This is a genomic window from Arsenicicoccus cauae, from assembly GCF_009707125.1.
In the GTDB taxonomy this organism is placed as follows: Bacteria; Actinomycetota; Actinomycetes; order Actinomycetales; family Dermatophilaceae; genus Arsenicicoccus; species Arsenicicoccus cauae.
In genome coordinates this window covers 246,091-267,789 of record NZ_WLVL01000040.1, presented here as the reverse complement: position 1 = coordinate 267,789, position 21,699 = coordinate 246,091, and the positions used below count along the sequence as shown (strand labels likewise).

Below are 21,699 nucleotides of genomic sequence, written 5' to 3'. Positions count from 1 at the left end.
GGGCCTCGTCGTCCCCCCGGCGGTCAGCCCTTGACCGGGTCGCGGAGGTACTGCCAGGCGTCGCTCATCCGCTTGGCCTGGCCGGGCGTGAAGCTGTCCATGCAGGAGTCCTGCGTGTAGTCCATGAAGTTGTGGATCGGGTCCAGTCCCGGCGCGTCGCAGGAGTCCGCGCCGACCGGGCAGTCGAACTGCGGGTGGGCCTCGGCTGGGGTGTCCGCCACGAAGTCGTTGGACCAGGTGCAGCCACCCTGGAAGGTGTGGTACAGCGCGAGCCAGTGCCCGGCCTCGTGGACGAGGGTGTCGCCGAGGGCGTACTTGCCCGCGGTGCCGCCCGGCATGGACTCGTCGAGCATGACGACCCCGTCGAGGTAGTCGCGACCGTTGTTGTAGTCCTTGGGGAAGTACGCCCAGCCGAGCAGACCGTCGCCGATGTCGCCGGTGTAGACGTTGAGGGTGCGGGAGTCGCCCGTGTGCAGGGCGGCCTTCATGGCCTTCTCGGTCTTGCCCGGGACGACGGTGTACCACGCGGGGTTGACGGTGTAGTCGATGCCCGCCAGTCGCCAGCGGAAGGGGGTGTCGGCCCCGCCGGTCGCCCCGCTGTAGGAGGCGTTCATGACGTCCATCTGCGCGGCGATCATCCGCTCGTAGCGCGCCCGCTCGGCGTCGGTGAGCAGGTGGTCGGACGTGACGTGGAAGACGACGGGGACCGTGACGCTGCCGGGGGCCAGCTGGGGGAAGCTCTTGAGGACGCCGTAGGCCCTGGCGCCGCTGCCGCGGGTGACGTCCGGCTCCTCGGCGGCGGACGTGTCCTTCTTGCGGGCGGCCGAGAACAGGTCGAGGCAGTCCTGCACCCCGGCAGAGGGGCGGGAGGCGGTCCGCACGGGGTTGCTCGTCGGCCGACTGCTCGCCGGGCCCTGGTCGGCGCGGGTGGACGAGGCGACGGCGGCGGGTCCGGCGGTGATGGCCGCTGCGGCGGCGATCACGAGGGCACCAGGGAGCGCGAGCCTGCGGGACATGGCGGAGCCTTTCGTTGGGGGTGGCGTGACCGTATGCCGGAACCGCCCGTCACGTCAGCACCCGTATGGGCGAAACGTCCGGCTCGTTCCCAGGAGCCCCTGTCGGTGCGCGCCCCTGTCGGTGCGCGCCCCTGTCGGTGCGCGCCCCTGTCGGCGCGGGCACCCTGTGGCGGGGCCCCTACGATGCGAGGCATGGACCAGCACGTCATCGTCGTCGGTGTCGAGACCACGACGGTGCGTGTGGTGGAGGAGCTGACCCGGTCGCGCACGCCGGCCGTCGTCGTGGTCTCGCCGACGGCCGACCCGGTGGTCGTGGCGGAGCTGCGGGCCGGGGGCGCGACGCTCGTCGAGGCGGCCCGCACCGACGAGCGGGCCCTGCGCGAGGCCGGCGTGCACCGGGCCCGCGCCGTGATCGTCCTCGGTCGTGACGAGGTCGCGTCCACGCGGACGGCCCTGGCGGTCGAGGATGCCGACGCCGGGGTGCCCATCGTCCTCGAGGTGGTCAACCCGGCCTTCGGCTCGCGGCTCGCCCCCCTGCTCGGCGACTGCACCGTCCTGTCCCCCGCCCAGCTGGCGGCCCCGGCCTTCATCGGCGCGGCCCTCGGTGACGGCCAGGTGCAGGCGGTGCGCCTCGGCGGCCGCGACGTGGTGGTGGGTCCGAGAGCATCGGTCGCGGGGCAGGTGCTGGCCCGGCTCGGAGACCCGGAGCGCGGACCTCTCCCGGACGCCGGGCCCGGCCCGGCCGTGGCAGCCCAGGCCGTGGCAGCCCAGGCCGTGGTGGGGGACGGCAGGCAGTCCGCGAGCGACGGCGGGGGCGCCGTGGTCATCGGCACCCAGCACCGGCACTCCGGCCGGCAGGTGCGCACCCGCGGGCTGCTCGGTGGCGCTGCCCGGCTCCTCGACCGGCGCCAGCGGATCGTGCTCCTGCTGCTGCTGGGCGTGATCCTCGCGAGCACGGCCTACTTCCACAGCTCCGCGGGCAAGGACTGGCTGACCTCCCTCTACCTCGCGTTCACGACGGCGACGGGCACGGGCTACGGCGACCCGGACGACGCCGAGCTGACCGTGCGCTTCACGGCGATCGTCATCCAGGTGATGGGCCTGCTGCTCGCCTCGGGCCTGACCGCCGTCATGACCGATGCCCTCACCAGCTCTCGCCTCGCCACCCTCACCGGAAGCGTCCGCGGACGGCCCCGGCACCACGTGGTGGTGTGCGGGCTCGGCCGGATCGGCACCGCGGTCGTCGTGGGCCTGCGGGAGCGGGGGATCCCAGTGGTGGCGGTCGAGCGCAACGAGGAGGCCTACGGCGTCAACCGGGTCCGCCGCCTCAAGGTGCCGGTCGTCATCGGCGAGGCCAGCGACCCGTCGACCCTGGAGGAGGCCGGCGTCCACCGCTGCGACGCCGCCATGGCCCTCACCGACGACGACGCCGTCAACCTCGAGATCTCCCTGGTAGCGAGGGCGGCGCGGGAGGACCTGCGGATCGTCACCCGGCTCTACGACGACGACCTGGCGACCCGCGTCGAGCGGCGACTGCGCCTCGGCGCCACACGGTCGGTGTCGATGCTGACGGCGCCCGCCTTCGTCGCGGCGGCGCTGGGGCGGCCACGCTCGACGATCGTCCCCGTGGGGCGGCGGGTGGTGCTGCTGACCGAGCTGCAGGTCGAGCCGGACGCGGGGCTCGTGGGGATGCTGCCGTCCCAGCTCTCCCAGGCCGGGCAGGTCCGGCTGCTCGCCGTGCGGCGGGCCGACGGCGCGTGGGTGTGGAACGAGCCGGACGAGGCGTTCGGTCCCGGTGACCGGATCGCCGTCGCGGCGACCCGGACGGGGCTGGGGCAGCTGCGGCTGGCGTGCCGTCCCCCGCTATGACGGCGCGGTCCGGCATACGACCGTGGCCCGGTCCCCCGCGAGGAGGGCCGGGCCAGGACCAGCCGGACGACGTGGTCGTCAGGCGGTGACGAGGGACCGCAGGACGTACTGCAGGATGCCGTCGTTGAGGTAGTAGTCGCGCTCGCCGGGGGTGTCGATGCGGACCACCGCGTCGAACTCCACGGTCTCGCCGCCCTCCTTGGTGGCCGTGACGTGCACGGTCTTGGGCGTCCGGCCCTCGTTGAGCTCGGTGACCCCGCTGATGTCGAAGGTCTCCGTGCCGTCCAGGCCCAGGGAGTCGGCGGACTCGCCCTGGGGGAACTGCAGGGGCAGCACGCCCATGCCGATGAGGTTGGAGCGGTGGATGCGCTCGTAGGACTCGGTGATGACCGCCTTGACGCCCAGCAGGCGCGTGCCCTTGGCCGCCCAGTCGCGCGACGAGCCGGAGCCGTACTCCTTGCCACCGAGGATGACCAGCGGTACGCCGGCCTCCTGGTAGGCCTCGGAGGCCTCGTAGATCGTCGTCTGCTCGCCGCCCGCGAGGAAGTTGCGGGTGTAGCCGCCCTCGACGCCGTCCAGCAGGAGGTTCTTGAGACGGATGTTGGCGAAGGTGCCCCGCACCATGACCTCGTGGTTGCCGCGGCGCGAGCCGTAGGAGTTGAAGTCCTTGCGCTCGACCCCGTGCTCCGCGAGGTAGGTCCCCGCGGGGCTGTCGGCCTTGATCGACCCGGCCGGGCTGATGTGGTCGGTGGTGACCGAGTCGCCCAGCTTGGCGAGCACGCGGGCACCCGAGATGTCCTCGACCGGGGTGAGCTCCATGGTCATGCCGTCGAAGTAGCTCGGCTTGCGAACGTAGGTGGACTCCTGGTCCCACGCGAAGGTCTTGCCCTCGGGCGTCTGCAGGCCCTGCCACCGCTCGTCCCCGGCGAAGACGTCCTGGTAGTCGGCGACGAAGAGGTCGCGGCTGATCGACTCGCTGATCGTGCGCTCGACGTCCTCCGGCGAGGGCCAGATGTCCTTGAGGTAGACGTCCTTGCCCTCGGAGTCCTGCCCGAGCGGCTCGGCGTCGAAGTCGAAGTCCATCGTGCCGGCGAGGGCGTAGGCGATGACCAGCGGCGGGGACGCCAGGTAGTTCATCTTGACGTCCGGGCTGATGCGGCCCTCGAAGTTGCGGTTGCCCGACAGGACCGCGGACACCGACAGGTCGTTGTCGTTGATCGCCTGGCTGATCTCGTCGTCCAGCGGCCCGGAGTTGCCGATGCAGGTGGCGCAACCGTAGCCGACGAGGTGGTAGCCCAGGGCCTCCAGGTGCGGCCACATGCCGGCCTTGTCGTAGTAGCCGGTGACGACCTGGGAGCCCGGCGCCATGGAGGTCTTGACCCACGGCTTGGCCTTGAGGCCGCGCTCGTTGGCGTTCTTGGCCAGCATGGCCGCAGCCATCATGACCGACGGGTTGGAGGTGTTGGTGCACGAGGTGATCGAGGCGATCGCCACGTGGCCGTGGTCCAGCTCGAAGGTGCCCTTGTCGGTCGTGACCGAGACCTTGCGCGAGGGGCGCGAGGAGCCGTTGCCCTCGGTGGCCGGGGCCGCGCCGCCGCTCTCGGGGTCGCTGCCCTGGGCCGGGGCGTCCGAGGCCGGGAAGGACGCGCCCTCGACGTCCCCGCCCTCGGCGTTCTTGACGTAGGTCGGCAGGACCTTGCGGAAGGACTCCTTGGCCTCGGTGAGGACGATGCGGTCCTGGGGGCGCTTGGGTCCGGCGATCGACGGCACCACGGTGCTCAGGTCGAGCTCGACGAGCTCGCTGTAACGCGCCTCCGCGCTGGGGTCCAGCCACATGCCCTGCAGCTTGGCGTAGGCCTCGACGAGGGCGACCTGCTCCTCGTCGCGACCGGTGAGGCGCAGGTAGTCCAAGGTCACGTCGTCGATCGGGAAGATCGCGCAGGTGGAGCCGAACTCGGGGCTCATGTTGCCGATGGTGGCGCGGTTGGCAAGGGGCAGCTCGCCCACGCCCTCGCCGTAGAACTCGACGAACTTGCCCACCACGCCGTGCTTGCGCAGGATCTCGGTGATGGTCAGGACGACGTCGGTGGCGGTGACCCCGGCGTTCATCGACCCGGTGAGCTTGAAGCCGACGACGCGCGGGATGAGCATCGACACGGGCTGACCCAGCATGGCCGCCTCGGCCTCGATGCCGCCGACGCCCCAGCCGAGCACGCCGAGCCCGTTGACCATCGTCGTGTGCGAGTCGGTGCCGACGCAGGTGTCGGGGTAGGCCTGGCCGCCGCGAGACATCGTGACGCGGGCGAGGCGCTCGATGTTGACCTGGTGCACGATGCCGGTGCCCGGGGGGACCACCACGAAGTCGTCGAAGGCGGTCTGGCCCCAGCGCAGGAACTGGTAGCGCTCGTTGTTGCGCTGGTACTCGAAGTCCTGGTTGATCTGGAAGGACCTGGGGTTGCCCGCGGAGTCGATCTGCACCGAGTGGTCGATGACCAGCTCGGCGGGGGCCAGGGGGTTGATGCGAGCGGGGTCCCCGCCCAGGTCGGCGACGGCCTCGCGCATCGTGGCGAGGTCGACGATGCAGGGCACGCCCGTGAAGTCCTGCATGATCACGCGCGCCGGCGTGAACTGGATCTCGGTGTCGGGCTCGGCCTTCTCGTCCCAGCCGCCGAGGGCCCGGATGTGATCGGCGGTGATGTTGGCGCCGTCCTCCGTGCGCAGGAGGTTCTCCAGCAGCACCTTCAGGGAGTACGGAAGCGTCTGGCTGCCCTCGACCTTGTCGAGGCGAAAGACCTCGTAGGACGCGTCACCGACCTCCAGCGTGTCCTTGGCTCCGAAGCTGTTCACACTCTCTTGGCTCACGCCTGTTCCTTCCACGAGGGGTGATTGTCTCGACGTCGAGACAACGATCTCACGGCGGTGTCTTGACGTCAAGACACCTGTCGTACGCGGGGTGGTGCTCCCGCTGATTGTCCCCCACCCACGCCGCCGGGGCGAGGGCAGGGTGGTCCAGGGGCGCTGGTCAGGGGGCTCGGCGAGCCGTCTCCTCATCCTCGTCGCCCTCGGCGTCCTCGTCGCCCTCGGCGTCCTCGTCGCCCTCGGCGTCCTCGTCGACCTCGGCGTCCGCTGCCTCCCCGGCCGGCTCGAGCAGGGCGATGCACTCGACGTGGCTGGTCATCGGGAACGCGTCGAAGGCCCGCAGGTCGGTCAGGAGGTAGCCGAGCTCCTCGGCGACGGCGAGGTCGCGCGCCAGGGCGGAGGGGTCGCACGCGACGTACGCGACGGCCCGCGGCCCCAGCTGGGTGATCTGCCCCATCACCCGTCGACCCGCCCCCGACCGTGGCGGGTCCAGGACCACCACGTCGGCCCGTATGCCGCCGCGCGCCGCCTGCCCCAGCACCGCGTCGACGCGGCCCTGCCGCACCTCGACGTTCGCGTGCTCGGCGAGGTTGTCGAGCGCGTGGTCCACGGCTTTGGCATCGGCCTCGACGGCCAGGACGTGCCCCGACTCCCCCACCGCATCGCTGAGCCCCGCGGCGAACAGCCCCACGCCGCAGTAGAGGTCGAGCGCGTGCTCGCCCTCGACGGGGTCGAGCAGCTCCACCACCTCTGCGAGGAAGGTCGCGGCGGCGCCAGGGTGGACCTGCCAGAAGCCGCGCGCCGAGACCTCGAAGCCGTGCTCCCAGTCCTCGAAGCCGACCAGCTCGAGCGCCGTCGGGTCGGCGCCGGCGGTCCCGTCGGCGTGCAGCGGCACGAGCACCGCCTCCTCGAGGCCCGAGGCGTCCACGACGTCGACGCCCGAGCAGCCGTCCCACGAGGTGGCGAGCACGCCGCTGTCGATGACCGGGCGGGTCGCGATCAGGCAGTCGTCGACGACCTCGACCTCGTGCGAGCGGTGCCGGCGCAGCCCCGCGCGACCCTCGGCGGTGACGGCGAACTCGACCCGCGTGCGCCAGCCCAGCCCGTCGTCGGCGCCCGTGCCCTCCACCGGCTCCACGACCAGGCCCTCCACGTCGAGGCCGGCGAGGCGGTCCAGCTGCTCGCGGACGACGGCGGCCTTGAGCTCGCGCTGGTGCGGCAGGGACGCGTGCTGCCAGTCGCAGCCGCCACAGCGACCGGGCCCGGCATACGGGCAGGGTGGCTCGACCCGGTGCGGCGAGGCGACCAGCACCTCGACGGCGTCCGCCCGCAGGAAGCGGTCGCCCGTGCCGCCCTCGGTGATCCGGACGCGCACGCGCTCCCCCGGCAGGCTGTGTCGGACGAAGACGACGCGGCCGTCGAGGCGCCCGACGCAGAAGCCACCGTGGCCGACGTTGCCGACCTCGAGCTCGGCCTCCGTGCCGACCAGCGACTCCCCCTTGACGCGGCGCTCGCGGGCGGGCGAGGTCCGGGGTCCGCGCCCCCGACCGTGACCGGTGGTCCTGCCGGGGCGACCGGACGAGCTCTTGGGGGTGCGGTGGGGTCCGCTCACGGGGTGGGGCCTTCCTCGGCGTGGACCAGGCCGCGGCCGCGGTCCTGGGCGGCGGTCGCCGCGTCGAGCTCGTCGCGCAGGTCGTCGGACGAGCGGAGCTGGTAGGGGACGCTGGTCATCATCACGCCGGGCATGAACAGCAGCCGGCTCTTGATGCGGAACGCGCTCTGGTTGTGCAGGATCGACTCCCACCACCGGCCGAGGACGTACTCCGGGACGAAGACCATGACCAGGTCGCGCGGCGAGGTGCGTCGGATCGAGGCGATGTAGCCGAGCACCGGGCGGGTGATCTCGCGGTAGGGCGAGTCGAGCACCTTGAGCGGCACCGGGATCCCGCGGCGCAGCCACTCCTCCTGCAGGCGCTCGCCCTCCTCGGGGTCGACGGCCACGGTGATCGCCTCGAGGGTCGAGGGACGGGAGGCACGGGCGTAGGCGAGGGCCCGCAGCGTCGGCTTGTGGACCTTGGAGACCAGCACGACGGCGTGCACGCGCGAGGGCAGGCGACCCTCCAGGGTGTCGTCCTCGGGGACGGCGAGCTCGTGGCTGACGTGCGAGTAGTGCCGGCGGATCGCCTTCATCATGACGAAGAGCACCAGCATCGCGAGGATGGCGTACTTGGCGCCGGCCGCGAACTTGGTGACCAGGACGACCATGAGCACGGAGCCGGACATGAACGCGCCGACATAGTTGACGACGCGGCTCGTGCGGTGCTGCCGACGCTGCCTGGCGTCGCCGTCGCCGTCGCGCAGCAGGCGGTTCCAGTGCCGGATCATCCCCACCTGGCTCAGGGTGAAGGACACGAACACCCCGACGATGTAGAGCTGGATCAGCTTGGTGACCTCGGCGTCGAAGATGATCACCAGCACGATCGCGGCGGCCGCCAGGATCATGATGCCGTTGGAGTAGGCCAGCCGGTCGCCCCGGTTGTGCAGCTGGCGGGGCAGGTAGCCGTCCTTGGCGAGGATCGACCCGAGGACCGGGAAGCCGTTGAAGGCGGTGTTGGCGGCCAGGACCAGGATGAGGCCGGTGACGGCCGAGACGACCACGACGCCGAGGGGGAAGTTGTCGAAGACCGCGAGCGAGAGCTGACCGATGATCGTGTGCTGGACGTAGCCGGGGCCCACGTGCCGGCCGTCGAGGAGCAGCTGCTCCTGCGGGTTCTCGGCATACTTCACCCCCGTCTGGATGGCGAGGTAGACGATCGACATGAGCATCGTCACCGACAAGGCGCCCATGAGCAGCAGCGTGGTCGCCGCGTTGCGCGACTTGGGCTTCTCGAACGCCGGGACCCCGTTGGAGATCGCCTCGACGCCGGTCAGGGCGGCGCACCCGGAGCTGAAGGCCCGCAGCAGCAGGAAGACCAGGGCGATGCCGGTGAGCCCCTCGTAGCCGTGCTCGGGCAGCAGCTCGAACCTCGCGCTCTCGGCCTGCGGCAGCGACCCGCTCGCCGAGCGCACCATGCCCCACACCGCCATGCCGATGATGGACAGCATGAAGGCGTAGACGGGGATGGCGAAGGCCTTGCCGGACTCGCGGACCCCGCGCAGGTTCATCGCCGTCAGCAGGACGATGAGGGCCACGGCGACCGGCATCTCGTGCCCGTCGAGGGCGGGTATGGCGGCGGTGGCGTTCTGGACGCCGGACGAGATCGACACGGCCACCGTCAGGACGTAGTCCACGAGCAGGGCGCTCGCCACGCCGAGACCCGCCCACGGGCCGAGGTTCTCGTTGGCGACCTCGTAGTCCCCGCCGCCGCTCGGGTAGGCATGGACGTTCTGGCGGTAGGACATCACCACGACGACCATGACGAAGACGACGCCGAGACCGATCTGCCAGGAGTGGGTCGTGGCGAACGCCCCGCCGGCGAGCGCGAGCGTCAGAAAGATCTCGTCCGGGGCGTAGGCCACCGACGACAGGGCGTCGCTGGCGAAGATCGGGAGCGCCAGACGCTTGGGCAGGAGGGTCTCCCCCAGCTTGTCCGACCTCATGGCGGGACCGACGACGACGCGCTTGAGCGCACGACCTAGATCTGACACGACGCCCACTGTATTCCCGGCGAGCGCCACCGGTGGCGCGGCCGAGGACGGTGGGCGCGCCCGGTGTAGCGTTCTCACCGTGCACTTCGTGATCATGGGCTGCGGCCGAGTCGGATCGACGCTGGCGCTGAGCCTCGAGGAGCGCGGCCACGACGTGGCCGTGGTGGACCAGAACGCCGCGGCCTTCCGCCGGCTGGGACGCGGGTTCGAGGGCCGCCGGGTCAAGGGCATCGGCTTCGACCGGGACACGCTCAAAGAAGCCGGCATCGAGTCGGCCTACGCCTTCGCGGCCGTCAGCAACGGCGACAACTCCAACATCCTCGCCGCCCGCGTGGCCCGCGAGACGTTCGGCGTCGAGCACGTGGTGGCCCGCATCTACGACCCCCGCCGCGCCGAGATCTACCAACGGCTCGGGATCCCGACCGTCGCCACCGTCCAGTGGACCGTCGACCGGGTCGTCCGCCGCCTCATGCCCCAGGGCTCCGTGCCGGAGTTCATCGACCCGAGCGGCCAGGTCGCCCTCAGCGAGGTCGCCATCGACCGCAGCTGGGTCGGCCTGCGGCTGTCTACGGTCGAGTCCGCCACCGGCGCGCGCGTGGCCTACCTCAGCCGTCTCGGCGTCGGGATGCTCCCGGGCCCGGACACGGTGCTGCAGGAGGGCGACATCGTCCGGGTCCTGTCGACCACCGAGGACATCCCAGCCATCGAGCGCGTGCTTGCCGCCGCGCCGCCCACGGAGTGAGGTCAGCCAGTCCATGCGTGTCGTCATCGCCGGAGCCGGGTCCGTGGGTCGGTCCATCGCCCGAGAGCTGCTCCACAACGGCCACCAGGTCCTGCTCGTCGACAAGGACGCCGACGACGTGCAGGCCAGCCGCGTCCCCGAGGCCTCCTGGCTGCTGGCGGACGCGTGCGAGATCACCTCGCTGACCGAGGCGGGGCTCGCGGACTGCGACGTCGTGGTGGCGGCGACCGGCGACGACAAGGCCAACCTGGTCGTGTCGCTGCTCGCCAAGACCGAGTTCGGCGTGCCCCGCACCGTGGCTCGCGTCAACAACCCGCGCAACGAGTGGATGTTCGACGAGTCGTGGGGCGTGGACGTGGCCGTCTCGACGCCGCGCCTGATGACCGCCCTGGTCGAGGAGGCCGTGAGCATCGGCGACCTCGTGCAGATCTTCACCTTCCAGAAGGGCGGGGCGACGATGGTGGAGATCACCCTCCCCCCGGACAGCCCGTATGCCGGCAGCCGCGTCGGCGACGTCGATCTGCCCCGGGACACGGCGCTGGTGGGGATCATCCGGGACGGGCTGCCGATCGCCCCCACCCGGGACGACTCAGTCGAGGCCGGGGACGAGCTGTTGTTCCTGACCGTGCAGGAGGTCGAGGACCGCCTCGAGGACCTGCTCTCCCCCGGTCATCGCAAGCCCCGCGCCGAGGTCGACCACGCCGAGGACGACGAGGACTGACCTACCCCCGGTCGATGTGACTACCGGGGGTAGGGGCATCAGCCTGGGGGACGAAGGCCGGTCGATGTGACTACCGGGGGTAGGTGCGTCGGCGGCACTGGGCTCAGGTCGCATGGTGTCCGCCGCCTCGCGCTCGACACACCCGGACCTCAGCTCAGAGCTGCCGGTCCGCCTCGTGCCCCAGCTCCTCGCGCTCCACCGGGGTGGCTCCCTTGACCAGGATGAGGCCCATCACGGCGACCGCGGCGAGGTAGGCGGGCCACCCCAGGGCGATCTTGGCGACGCCGAGGGCGGCGACCTGACCGGCGAGGTAGAGCGGGACCATCACGAGCAGCCGGAGCGCGAACAAGCACACGAGCACCCAGGTCAGGCGGGCGCTCACCCGCACAAGCGGCTCGTTGCGCCGCCACCCGAGCGGGTCCTCGCGGTAGCCCGGGTCGCCGATGGCCACGAGGAAGCCGACGGCCGGCACCCGTCCGAGGATCGACAGGAGCGTCCCGGCGAGGTAGGCGGCGCTGAGCGCCATGCCGGGCAGGAAGGCGTCCTCGGCCCGCCCCGACCGGAGCGCGAAGAACGCCGCGAGCGCGGTCGCGACCAGGCTGGACAGGACGTACTGGGGCGTCTGCCGCTGGACGAGCCGCGCCAGGAGCAGGACGGCCACGGGGACGAGCGAGGCGATCACCGCGGTGCGTACGTCGCTCGTCACCAGCCACACGACGACGAAGGCGATCGTGGGCAGCGCGGCCTCGATCGACCCCCGCAGGCCCCCGACGGCGGTGGCCAGCCGCGCGCGAATCAGATGCTCGACCATCTCGACGTCGGCGGACACGGTCACCGTCCCCCGGCGGTGGGCGTGCCCCGCCCGGGCAGCAGCTCGTAGTGGGGGTTGTAGATGGTGGGGACGCCCTCGACCCGGCAGACGCGCCCGTGGGCGGTGAGGTAGGTGCCGGGACGGACGCCCGCGATGCGGCGCCGGCCGAGCCAGATGAGCTGGAGGGGCTGGGAGCCGTCGTAGATCTCGGCCTTGAGCGCGGGCACCGTGCCCTCGGGGCTCAGGGTCGTGGACCGGACCGCGCCGGAGACCGTGGCGATCTCGCGGTCGACGAGATCGGCGATGCAGGTCACGCCGAGCCGGTCGGAGTCCGAGCGAAGCTCGTGGTCCTCGATCTCCTCCGCCGGTCGCACCATCCGGTGCAGCGCTCGGCGCAGGAAGCCGCCTCGGCGGTCGGCGCGCGTGGCCATCAGCGGATCTCGGTGATCTCGGGCCCGCGCTCGAAGGGCTGGAGGTCGTCGGTCCCACGAGCGGACCGGTGCCGCGCGTCGTCGTGCCCGTCGTGCCTGTCCAGACCGTCCTGACCGGCCTCGTCGAAGCCCGGCTGGGCTCCCTCGGGCAGGGTCAGGGGCAGCAGCTCCCGGGGCGCCATCGCCTGGTCGCCGCGCACCACCACCACATCGGCAAAGACCTGCAGCAGCTCGGCCGCCTGCTGGTCGTCCTCCGCGGCCGGGCCTGACAGGAACCCCCGCAGGAACCAGCGAGAGCCGTCGACGCCGAGGAAGCGCGCCGGGGCGAAGCTGCCGGGGCCGGTGGGCATCTGGACCGCCAGCTCGGTGCCGAACCTGCCGTCGCGCGTCTCGGCCGCGCCGCCCTGCCCCTGGATGCCGGCCGCGATCTCGTCGCGGATGTCGTCCCAGATGCCGAGGGTCCGCGGCGCGGCGAAGGCCTGCAGCTGCAGGGCCGAGCCCGCCAGGTGGCAGCTCACCGCCACGACGTCCCCGGTCTGCTGGTCGAGCTCGAGCCGCAGCTCCATGCCGGTGATCCCGGGGACCCACAGCGACCCGAGGTCCAGCCGCTCGCCGAGCTCGCTGACCTCGGTGCGGTCGTAGGGACCCTGCTCCTTGGCCGGCTGCGGGGCGGGGGCCTGCGTCGTGGTGTCGGCGGCGGTGCTGTCGACGTCGGCCTTGCCGGCCTTGCCTCGGCGGAAGAGAGCCACGGGATCGGTGTCCTTCAGGTGGTGGGGCGTGGGTCGTCAGGCGCGTCCGCTGGCCCCGTGCCCGGTGACTCCGCGGACGGACTCCGGCAGCGAGTCTACTGTCCGGAACCTGGCGCGGGAGACGCGCTGGAGGACGAGCTGGGCGATGCGATCACCGCGGCTGATCCGGACCGCGTGCTCGTGATCGGTGTTGAGCAGGTTGACGAGGATCTCGCCCCGGTAGCCCGCGTCCACCGTGCCGGGCGCGTTGACGATCGTCACCCCGTGCCGTGCGGCCAGCCCCGACCTCGGGTGGACGAAGCCGGCATACCCCTGCGGGATCGCGACCGCGACCCCGGTCGGGACGAGGCACCGCTCGCCCGGGCCGAGGACGTGGTCCTCGCGGGCGCGCAGGTCGGCACCGGCGTCGTCGTGGTGGGCGTATGCCGGGGGCGCCAGCTCCGGGTCGAGCCGGAGCAGCAGCACCTCGATCTCGTCAGGCGCACTCACGGCAGACCGGCTGGCCGCCGACCTCCTTGGCGAGCTGGCTGCGGTGGTGCACGAGGAAACAACGGCTGCAGGTGAACTCGTCGGCCTGGCGCGGGAGCACACGCACGGAGAGCTCCTCGCCGGACAGGTCCGCCCCGGGCAGCTCGAAGCCCTCGGCCTGCTCGGTCTCGTCGACGTCCACGCTCGACGAGGCGGTGTCGCCGCGACGAGCCTTGAGCTCCTCGATGGAGTCCTCGGAGAGGTCGTCGTCGGTCTTGCGCGGTGCGTCGTAGTCAGTTGCCATGTGGGCCCTCTCCATGCAGCTCTCGGCGGGGACCTCCCCCGACGGTGCGCCGGGTCCAACGCATCGCTGGTCGGTTTTGTGCCCGGGCTCGCGGCGCATTGTGCCCGAAATCGAGATCGGCTGCATCTCGGGAGAGGGTCGGCCTGGGCCGGCCCCCTGACCGGCACTCTGATCGGTCCCCTGACCGGCACTCTGGGCGCCCCCCTGACCGGCGCTCTGGCGGGCCTCAGGACGGCGCGACCAGCCCCTCCAGCACCGGCACGAGCATGCCGGTCAGCGCGGGCGGGCCCGCGACGGTGAAGGGGTCTGCCGGGGCGGAGCCGCGCAGCCCCAGCACCTGGCCCCCGGCCTCGGTGACGACGAGCCAGGCCCCGGCGAGGTCCCACTCGTGCAGCCCTTGCTCGTAGTAGACGTCGAGGCGTCCCTCGGCGACCCAGCACAGGTCGAGCGCCGCGCTCCCGCCGCGGCGGACGTCGCGGACCTGCGGCAGCACCCCCGCGACGACGCGCCCCTGCTCCGCCCGCACGTCCGCGTCGTAGCCGAAGCCCGTGCCGCACAGCGCCCCGCCGAGGTCGTCCGTCGCCGCGCAGGCGAGCGGCTGCTCCTCGTGCCCCGCCTCGGGTCGCCGGGGGTCGGTCCGCAGCAGGCGCGCGCCGCCCCCGCGCCGCGCGACGTAGGCATCGCCGCGCGCCGCGTCCACCACCGCCGCGGCGACCGGGGCCCAGGCCCCGGGGACGGCTGGGTCGCCCACCACGGCGGCCACGGAGACGGCATACGCGGGTATGTCGTAGAGGTAGTTGACCGTCCCGTCGATCGGGTCGACGACCCAGGTGATGCCCGAGGTGGTCGCCACGCGGCTGCTCTCCTCGCCGTGGAACCCGTCGTCCGGACGGGCCCGGCCGAGCAGCTCGCGGGCCAGATCCTCGGAGCGCCGGTCCATGATCGTGACGACGTCGGTGCGGCTGGACTTGGTGGCCGCGACCCCCAGGTCGCGGGGTCGTTCGTCGACGATCAGGCGGGCGCAGGTGCGGGCGACGTCGAGGGCCAGCGACTCCAGAGCGAGCAGGTCGATGCCGGCGGGTGGCTGCGGGGTCTGCGACATGAACCCATTCTGGCACCGGCCCGCGCTCAGCCCCCGCAGAGGGCCGGCCGGTCCTCGCGCCCCGCGCAGCACCCCGCCGGGCAGGTCGACCACAAGGCGCCCGGGGGCACCGCCGCCCGCTCGACGACCTCGCCACGGGCCTCGGCCGCTCGCTCCAGCACCAGGTCGGCCAGACCGGCCACGAAGTCCGGGTGCGTGCCCACCGTGGGCACGCGGTGCAGCCGCAGCCCGAGGGCGGCGGCCGTGGCCGCGGCCTCCGTGTCGAGGTCGTAGACGACCTCCATGTGGTCCGACACGAAGCCGATCGGGGCCACGACCACGTCCGAGACCCCCTCGCCGGCGAGGTCCGCGAGGTGCTCGTTGATGTCGGGCTCGAGCCATGGCTGAGAGGGCGGGCCGGAGCGCGAGCAATAGGCCAGCGTGCTGGGCAGCGGGACGCCGAGGCGCTGCTCGACGGTGGCGTCGACCAGCGCGGCGAGCTGCTCGTGCTGGTGGCGGTAGGACACGTCCGGCGCGTCCTTCGGCCCGGAGGACTCCTGCATCCACAGCGGGATGGAGTGCGTCACGTGAACCATGCGGGTCGAGGGGAGCACCTCGCGCGGCAGCCCGGCGGCGGTGTCGGCCGCGAGGCCGGCCATGGTGCGGGCGAAGCCGGGGTGGGTGGCGTAGACGCGCACCTTGTCGACGACCAGCTCGTGACCCTCGGCGCCGAGGGCGTCCACGGCGTCCGACAGGTTCTCGCGATACTGCCGGCAGGAGGAGTATGACGAGAAGGCGCTCGTCACCACCGTCACGACCCGGCGCGCCCCGCCGTCGTGCAGGGACCGCAGGGCGTCGTCGAGCCAGGGCGACCAGTTGCGGTTGCCCAGCACGACGGGCAGCTCGGCGCCGCGACGCCCCAGCTCGTCGTGCAGCGCGGCGACGAGCGCGCGGCCGAGGTCGTTGACGGGGCTGCGTCCCCCGCGGTCGTAGTAGTGCTGCCCCACCACGGCCAGACGCTCGTCGGGGATGCCCCGCCCGGCCGTGACCTGCCTCAGGAAGGGCAGCACGTCCTCGGGGCGCTCGGGGCCACCGAAGGACAGGACGAGCACGGCATCATAAGGGTCGCTGGGGTCGCTGGGGACGGAGGGGCCGCGGGTGCCGTCGGACGGGTCGACGTCCTCGCGGGCCTGCTCGGGTCGTGTGGTCACGGGAGACTCCTCGGGGATCGGGGTGCCGACCAGTGCCACCGCAGCGCGGCCATCCGGACGGCGAAGACGAAGCCTGCGCAGACGATGCTCGGCACCGGCCCGGTCACGTCCAGGGAGGTCAGGGCCACGAGCAGGGCGCTGCCGGCGAGGGCGGGCACGGCATACAGCTGGGTGCGCAGCACCTCCGGCACGACCCCGGCGAGGACGTCGCGCACCATGCCGCCGCCCACCGCGGTCATCAAGCCGATGAGGACGGACTCGAGGGCGGGCGCGTCGAGGCTGAGGGCCTTGACCGTCCCGGCGATCGCAAAGGTCGCGAGCCCCAAGGCGTCGAAGGTCAGGACCAGCTTGGACAGGCGCTGCACCACGTGGGCGTAGCCGAAGGCGACCAGCCCGGCGATCACCGCCGCCAGCACGAGGCGCCAGTCGGTGAGACCGACCGGGCGGACGTCCAGGACGACGTCGCGCAGCACGCCTCCCCCCAGCGCGGTCACGCAGGCCAGCACGAGCACGCCGAAGATGTCGAGCCCCTTGCGGACACCGACGAGGCCCCCGGACAGGGCGAAGGCGAAGACGCCGACGAGGTCGAGGCCCAGCAGAGCTTGGGGGTAGGAGGTCACCATGTCCCGAGCAGCCTAGTGGCCGAGCCGTCCCCGCCCCGCATCCCTTGCCCACGACGCCGGGGAGGAGCGGGTGGGGCCGGCTGCGTCGGTCGGCGTGGTCGGTTGGTGGACGCCTGGTTCCGTGAAAACCTAGGGTCGACGTGTACTGGGCATGTGCTGGGCACCCCCGCGCCGGGCCTGCGAGCGGTAGGACGGAGACTTCATGAGCGTGCAGGACCTGCGGTTGGTCGGGATCGCGGACGACGGCGTGCATCTGCTGCTCGCGACCGACGACGGCGCCCGCTACCGGGTCCCGCTCGACTCGGCGCTGCGATCGGCCGTGCGCCACGAGCGTCCCCGCCCCGCGGGGGGCGGGGACGCAGCCCCGTCCGCCGGCCCTCGCCAGGTCCAGGCCCTCATCCGCGCTGGTGCCTCGGCCGACGAGGTGGCCGAGCTCACGGGATGGTCCCTGGAGCGGATCGCCCGTTACGAGGGGCCGATCATCGCCGAGCGGGAGCACGTCGCCGGGCTGGCGACGTCGGTGCGGCTGCGGTCCCCGGGCGGCCAGCCGTCCCCCTTGCTGGCGAGCCGCGTGGCCGACCGCCTGACCGAGCGGGGTGTCGACCCCACGAGCGCGTCCTGGGACGCGTGGCGCGGCGCCGACTCGCCGTGGACGCTGGCCCTGACGTTCGCCGCCGGTGGGCGGCTGCGCGAGGCGCGGTGGCACTTCGACCTCGGCACCCGCGCCGTGGAGCCGATCGACGACGAGGCGCGCTGGCTGACCGGCGATGACGCACCGAGCACCACGGGCCCGGCTCCGCTGGTGCCGCGCACCGCCACGCCCCGCGTCTACGACGTCGAGTCCGAGGGCGGGATCCACTCCCCCCAGCAGGGCGACGACGGCGGTGACGACCTGCGCCCCATCACGGCTCCCGAGCCCGCGCGGACCCGCCGCCAGCACGATGACGACGAGGACAGCGACCTCGTCGACTCGATGCGGGAGCGCAGCCGCGCTCGTCGTCGACGCGTCCCGGCGAGGCCAGCGCGCGCGGTGCCGACGCAGGAGCCGCTGATGGCCGCGGAGGTCGAGCAGGCCTCCGACCAGTCGCCCGCCGAGCAGGTCCCCGTTGAGCAGGCGTCCGTCGAGCGCGCGCCGCGACGCGGACGTGCGCGCCGGCGCGGTGCCCCGTCCACCGCGCAGCCGGAGACGGGGCCGGCCGAGTCCGCGCCGGCTGCGCCGTCGGAGGCTGGGGCGACCCCCGAGGCCACGGTGCCCCTGGACCGCGAGGAGATCGCCGCGGCCCTGTCCGCGGGGTCCGTGGGCGAGCTGGACGCCGTCGTCGACGAAGTCATCGCCGACCGCGAGGGCGAGTTCTCGCGGCCCTCGCCCGACGAGCCCGCCCTGCCCCAGGGTGGCCCCGTGAGCCCCGCGGCGCTGCGACCTGACGGCTCCAGCGACGAGCTCGCCCCCGATGCCGAGGAGCCCGCCGCCGAGGAGCCCGAGACCGAGGCACCTGACACCGCTCCGCGGCCGCACCCTCGCGTGCCGGGTCAGGTAGCCCTGCCCGACCTGGACGGTGGTGACGACGAGTCCAGGTCGCTGGCCGACCACACGAGCGGGACCAGCTCCAGGGCGGCCGAGCCCGAGACGTCGGAGCCCGACCAGCGCGAGGCCGCCCAGGCAGCGTCCGACCAGGCAGGTCCCGACCGCACCGAGCCTGCGCAGGTGGGCGGGGCCACACCCCCGGGCAACCGCTCGCAGCGGCGTGCCCAGACGGGCCGCAAGGCCGGTCGACCGTCCGTCCCCAGCTGGGACGACATCATGTTCGGCGCGAAGCCCGAGTGACCGGTTGACGGGTCGCGCTCAGCGGTCCCGCGAGGACAGCACGCAGAACTCGTTGCCCTCCGGGTCTGCGAGGACCTCCCAGGTCACGTCCGTGCGGTCCTGACCCACGTCCACCCGGCGAGCCCCGAGGGCCACCAGCCGGTCGATCTGCGCCTCACGGTCGTCGTCGACGTGGGGCGCGAGGTCGATGTGGAGGCGGTTCTTGACCGCCTTGGACTCGGACACCGGGACGAACACCAGGCCGGGTGGGGTGGAGGCCCACCGATCGGCGGCGATGGGCTCGTCCGTCATGTCGCGGGGGACGACGGCGACCTCGTGCTCGTCCTCGTAGACGATGTGCCAGTCGAGCACCTCGGCCCACCAGCGGGCCTGCGCAGCGATGTCGTGGCAGTCGATGACCAGGGTGTACCAACGAAGGTTCATGGGCCCAGCCTGGCACGGGATGCGGACGTCCGGCGTCCTGATGGCGATGGGAGCCGCGTTGCTGGGACGGGTCGATATGACGGACGTGCGCGCCGGTCCCGGACGGTGCCGGGGCCGACGCGCACGTCATACCGCAGAGTCAGGCGGTGGCGTCGCTGTCCCCGACCGTCGCGCGCCCGGCCTCGAGCCGGGCGACCGGCACGCGGAAGGGCGAGCAGGACACGTAGTCCAGGCCGACGGAGTCGAAGAAGTGGATCGACGCGGGGTCGCCACCGTGCTCGCCGCAGACACCGAGGTGGATGCGGGGATTGCCGGCGCGGCCACCCTCGGCACCGAGCTGGACGAGGCGGCCGACGCCCGTGCGGTCGATCGTCTCGAAGGGCGACACCGTGAAGACGCCCTTGTCCATGTAGTTGGTGAAGAAGGCCGCCTCGACGTCGTCGCGCGAGAAGCCCCAGGTCGTCTGGGTCAGGTCGTTGGTCCCGAACGAGAAGAAGTCGGCGGACTCGGCGATGCGCTCGGCCGTGAGCGCCGCGCGGGGCAGCTCGATCATCGTGCCGATGGGCATCTGCAGCTGCACCCCCTGCTGCTCGGCGACCTCGGCGATGATCCGCTCGGCCTCGTCACGGATCAGGTCGAGCTCGTTGATCGAGCCCACCAGGGGGACCATGACTTCCGGCCGGGGGTCGCCGCCCGCCTGCCTGCGGATGGCGGCGGCCTCGGCGAGCGCGCGCACCTGCAGCGCGAACAGGCCCTTGACGGTGAGGCCGAGGCGGACGCCGCGCAGGCCGAGCATGGGGTTGGACTCGTGCTGCTTGCGCACGGCGGCCAGCAGCTCGACGTCGTGGGGGTCGGTCTCGGCCTTGGCCTCGGCCACCGCCACCTTGACGGACAGCTCCGTCAGGTCGGGCAGGAACTCGTGCAGCGGCGGGTCGAGCAGGCGCACGGTCATCGGGAGCCCGTCCATGGCCTCGAGCATCTCGACGAAGTCCTGGCGCTGGAGCGGCAGGAGCGCGTCGAGCGCCGACTGCTTGTCCTCGTCGGACGTGGCGAGGATCATCCGCTCGATGAGTACCCGGCGATCGCCGAGGAACATGTGCTCGGTCCGGCACAGGCCGATGCCCTGGGCCCCGAGCTGGCGTGCGCGCCGGGAGTCCTCGGCCGTGTCGGCGTTGGTGCGGACGTCGAGGCGGCGCACCTTGTCGGCGTGCCTCAGCAATCGGTCGACGGCCTTGACGAGCTCGGTGGTCTCGTCGTCCAGCCCCTCGACGCCGCGCTCGATCCCGTGCTCGAGGTAACGCATGACGGGGCTGGGGACGACCTCGAGCCGGCCGTCGAAGACCTCGCCCGTGGCGCCGTCGATGGACAGCCAGTCGCCCTCGCCGAAGGTTTGGTCCCCGACCACCAGGGTCTTGGCGTTGGCGTCGATCTGGAGCTCCTCGGCCCCGCAGACGCAGGTGCGGCCCATTCCCCGGGCGACCACGGCCGCGTGCGAGGTCTTGCCGCCGCGGGCCGTCAGGACGCCCACGGAGGCGATCATGCCCGACAGGTCGTCGGGGTTGGTCTCGCGACGGACGAGCAGGACCTGCTCCCCTTCTGCGGCCTTGGCGACGGCGGCCGCCGAGTCGAAGACGATCGTGCCGACCGCGGCGCCGGGCGAGGCCGCCATGCCCCGGGCGAGCAGGGTCCGGTCCCCGTCGGGGTCGAGCTGCGGGAACATCAGCTGGACGAGCTGCTCGCCGGTGACCCGCTCGAGGGCCTCGTTCATCGTGATGAGCTGCTCGTCGACCAGCTGACTGGCGATCCGGAAGGCCGCGTTGGCGGTCCGCTTGCCGACGCGGGTCTGCAGCATCCACAGCTTGCCCCGCTCGACCGTGAACTCGACGTCGCACAGGTCGCGGTAGTGCGTCTCGAGCAGGTGCAGGTTCTGCTCGAGCTGCTTGAAGGGCTCGGGGTGGTGGGTGCCCATGTCCGCCAAGGACATCGTGTTGCGGATGCCGGCGACGACGTCCTCGCCCTGGGCGTTGATCAGGTAGTCGCCGTAGTGGCCCGAGTGGCCGGTGGAGGGGTCGCGGGTGAACGCCACGCCGGTGCCGGAGGTGTCGCCCATGTTGCCGAAGACCATGGTGCAGACGTTGACGGCGGTGCCGAGGTCGTGCGGGATGCGCTCCCGGCGGCGGTAGAGCCGGGCGCGCTCGGTGTTCCAGGACTTGAACACGGCGATGATGGCCATGTCCAGCTGCTCGCGGGGCCACTGGGGGAAGTCGCGTCCGGTCTCGTCGCGGACGATCTGCTTGTACTCGCCGACCAGCTCCCGGAGCGCCTCGACACCGAGCTCGGGGTCGGTCTTGGCGCCGTGCTGGTCCTTCTTGGCGTCGAGGGCGTCGGCGAACCGGCGCGACTCGATGTGCATGACGGTGGCGCCGAACATCTGGATCAGCCGGCGGTAGGAGTCCCAGGCGAACCGCTCGTCGCCGCCGATGCGGCCGAGCCCCTCCACGGAGTCGTCGTTGAGACCGATGTTGAGGACCGTCTCCATCATGCCCGGCATCGAGAACTTGGCCCCGGACCGCACCGACACGAGCAGAGGGTCGTCGGCGTTGCCCAGCCGGCGACCCATCTTCTGCTCGAGGAGCCGCAGCTCCTTGGTGACCTGGACCCCCAGCTCCGCGGGGGCCTGGCCCTGCTCGAGGTAGGCGCGGCAGGCCTCGGTGGTGATGGTGAAGCCCGGCGGCACCGGCAGACCGAGCTTGGTCATCTCGGCGAGGTTGGCACCCTTGCCCCCGAGCAGATCCTTCTGGTCCTTGTCACCGTGCTCGAAGTCGTACACGTACGTCGTCATCGATCGTCCCCTTTGACAACCCTCTGGTCACGAGCCGTCGGTGCTCGCCCTGGTGGCCCCAACCTAACCCGAACCC

At 72.4% G+C, this 21,699-nt stretch carries 18 protein-coding genes; 4 read left to right on the top strand and 14 right to left on the bottom strand.

Annotated features, from left to right (window positions below; translation table 11 throughout):
* Positions 1-23 precede the first annotated feature (23 nt).
* Positions 24-1,016, bottom strand: coding sequence for a zinc metalloprotease (locus GGG17_RS13320; RefSeq protein ID WP_154594160.1), 993 nt, complete (start codon positions 1,014-1,016; stop codon positions 24-26).
* A gap of 192 nt (positions 1,017-1,208) precedes the next feature.
* Here GGG17_RS13320 and GGG17_RS13315 point away from each other — a divergent pair, with 192 nt between their 5' ends.
* Complete coding sequence (locus tag GGG17_RS13315) at positions 1,209-2,885, top strand: NAD-binding protein (RefSeq protein WP_195849234.1); 1,677 nt, start codon at positions 1,209-1,211, stop codon at positions 2,883-2,885.
* A 78-nt stretch (positions 2,886-2,963) separates the two neighbouring features.
* Here GGG17_RS13315 and acnA read toward each other — a convergent pair whose 3' ends face one another.
* The 3 genes from acnA to GGG17_RS13300 all read right to left on the bottom strand — a co-directional run bounded on the left by acnA (position 2,964) and on the right by GGG17_RS13300 (position 9,392).
* Positions 2,964-5,747, bottom strand: coding sequence for an aconitate hydratase AcnA (gene acnA, locus GGG17_RS13310; protein ID WP_375804523.1), 2,784 nt, complete (start codon positions 5,745-5,747; stop codon positions 2,964-2,966).
* Positions 5,748-5,907: 160 nt separating this feature from the next.
* Positions 5,908-7,356 (bottom strand): class I SAM-dependent RNA methyltransferase, encoded by a 1,449-nt coding sequence (locus GGG17_RS13305; protein WP_311966683.1) that lies wholly within the window; start codon positions 7,354-7,356, stop codon positions 5,908-5,910.
* Positions 7,353-9,392 (bottom strand): APC family permease, encoded by a 2,040-nt coding sequence (locus GGG17_RS13300; protein WP_288799468.1) that lies wholly within the window; start codon positions 9,390-9,392, stop codon positions 7,353-7,355. The genes GGG17_RS13305 and GGG17_RS13300 overlap by 4 nt, the downstream gene beginning before the upstream one ends.
* Before the next feature lie 79 nt (positions 9,393-9,471).
* Here GGG17_RS13300 and GGG17_RS13295 point away from each other — a divergent pair, with 79 nt between their 5' ends.
* Positions 9,472-10,134: a potassium channel family protein gene (locus GGG17_RS13295; RefSeq protein ID WP_288799470.1), complete on the top strand. Its 663-nt coding sequence runs from the start codon at positions 9,472-9,474 to the stop codon at positions 10,132-10,134.
* 13 nt (positions 10,135-10,147) lie between these two features.
* Positions 10,148-10,855 (top strand): potassium channel family protein, encoded by a 708-nt coding sequence (locus tag GGG17_RS13290; RefSeq protein ID WP_154594156.1) that lies wholly within the window; start codon positions 10,148-10,150, stop codon positions 10,853-10,855.
* A 154-nt stretch (positions 10,856-11,009) separates the two neighbouring features.
* Here the strand turns inward: GGG17_RS13290 and GGG17_RS13285 are convergent, their stop codons facing one another.
* The 8 genes from GGG17_RS13285 to GGG17_RS13255 all read right to left on the bottom strand — a co-directional run bounded on the left by GGG17_RS13285 (position 11,010) and on the right by GGG17_RS13255 (position 16,533).
* Positions 11,010-11,684: a DUF3159 domain-containing protein gene (locus GGG17_RS13285; RefSeq protein ID WP_311966682.1), complete on the bottom strand. Its 675-nt coding sequence runs from the start codon at positions 11,682-11,684 to the stop codon at positions 11,010-11,012.
* 2 nt (positions 11,685-11,686) lie between these two features.
* Positions 11,687-12,097 carry an OB-fold nucleic acid binding domain-containing protein gene (locus GGG17_RS13280; protein WP_230082957.1) on the bottom strand — a complete coding sequence of 137 codons (411 nt, stop codon included), beginning with the start codon at positions 12,095-12,097 and terminating at the stop codon, positions 11,687-11,689.
* Positions 12,097-12,846, bottom strand: coding sequence for a DUF3710 domain-containing protein (locus GGG17_RS13275; RefSeq protein ID WP_288799476.1), 750 nt, complete (start codon positions 12,844-12,846; stop codon positions 12,097-12,099). The genes GGG17_RS13280 and GGG17_RS13275 overlap by 1 nt, the downstream gene beginning before the upstream one ends.
* A gap of 36 nt (positions 12,847-12,882) precedes the next feature.
* Positions 12,883-13,335: a dUTP diphosphatase gene (dut, locus tag GGG17_RS16670; RefSeq protein ID WP_288799478.1), complete on the bottom strand. Its 453-nt coding sequence runs from the start codon at positions 13,333-13,335 to the stop codon at positions 12,883-12,885.
* Positions 13,322-13,618 (bottom strand): DUF4193 domain-containing protein, encoded by a 297-nt coding sequence (locus GGG17_RS16665; RefSeq protein WP_029210022.1) that lies wholly within the window; start codon positions 13,616-13,618, stop codon positions 13,322-13,324. Before GGG17_RS16665 ends, dut begins: the two co-directional genes overlap by 14 nt.
* A 226-nt stretch (positions 13,619-13,844) precedes the next feature.
* On the bottom strand, positions 13,845-14,720 hold the full coding sequence (locus tag GGG17_RS13265; RefSeq protein ID WP_154594154.1) for an inositol monophosphatase family protein: 876 nt from the start codon (positions 14,718-14,720) through the stop codon (positions 13,845-13,847).
* A 26-nt stretch (positions 14,721-14,746) separates the two neighbouring features.
* On the bottom strand, positions 14,747-15,910 hold the full coding sequence (locus GGG17_RS13260) for a ferrochelatase (protein ID WP_311966681.1): 1,164 nt from the start codon (positions 15,908-15,910) through the stop codon (positions 14,747-14,749).
* Positions 15,907-16,533 (bottom strand): trimeric intracellular cation channel family protein, encoded by a 627-nt coding sequence (locus GGG17_RS13255; protein ID WP_154594153.1) that lies wholly within the window; start codon positions 16,531-16,533, stop codon positions 15,907-15,909. Before GGG17_RS13255 ends, GGG17_RS13260 begins: the two co-directional genes overlap by 4 nt.
* Before the next feature lie 202 nt (positions 16,534-16,735).
* Between GGG17_RS13255 and sepH the strand changes: the two genes are divergently transcribed.
* Positions 16,736-18,358 (top strand): septation protein SepH, encoded by a 1,623-nt coding sequence (gene sepH, locus GGG17_RS13250; RefSeq protein ID WP_154594152.1) that lies wholly within the window; start codon positions 16,736-16,738, stop codon positions 18,356-18,358.
* A gap of 18 nt (positions 18,359-18,376) precedes the next feature.
* Here sepH and GGG17_RS13245 read toward each other — a convergent pair whose 3' ends face one another.
* Both GGG17_RS13245 and ppdK read right to left on the bottom strand, forming a co-directional pair.
* On the bottom strand, positions 18,377-18,781 hold the full coding sequence (locus tag GGG17_RS13245) for a VOC family protein (protein WP_154594151.1): 405 nt from the start codon (positions 18,779-18,781) through the stop codon (positions 18,377-18,379).
* A 139-nt stretch (positions 18,782-18,920) separates the two neighbouring features.
* Positions 18,921-21,623 carry a pyruvate, phosphate dikinase gene (ppdK, locus tag GGG17_RS13240; RefSeq protein WP_154594150.1) on the bottom strand — a complete coding sequence of 901 codons (2,703 nt, stop codon included), beginning with the start codon at positions 21,621-21,623 and terminating at the stop codon, positions 18,921-18,923.
* Positions 21,624-21,699 lie beyond the last annotated feature (76 nt).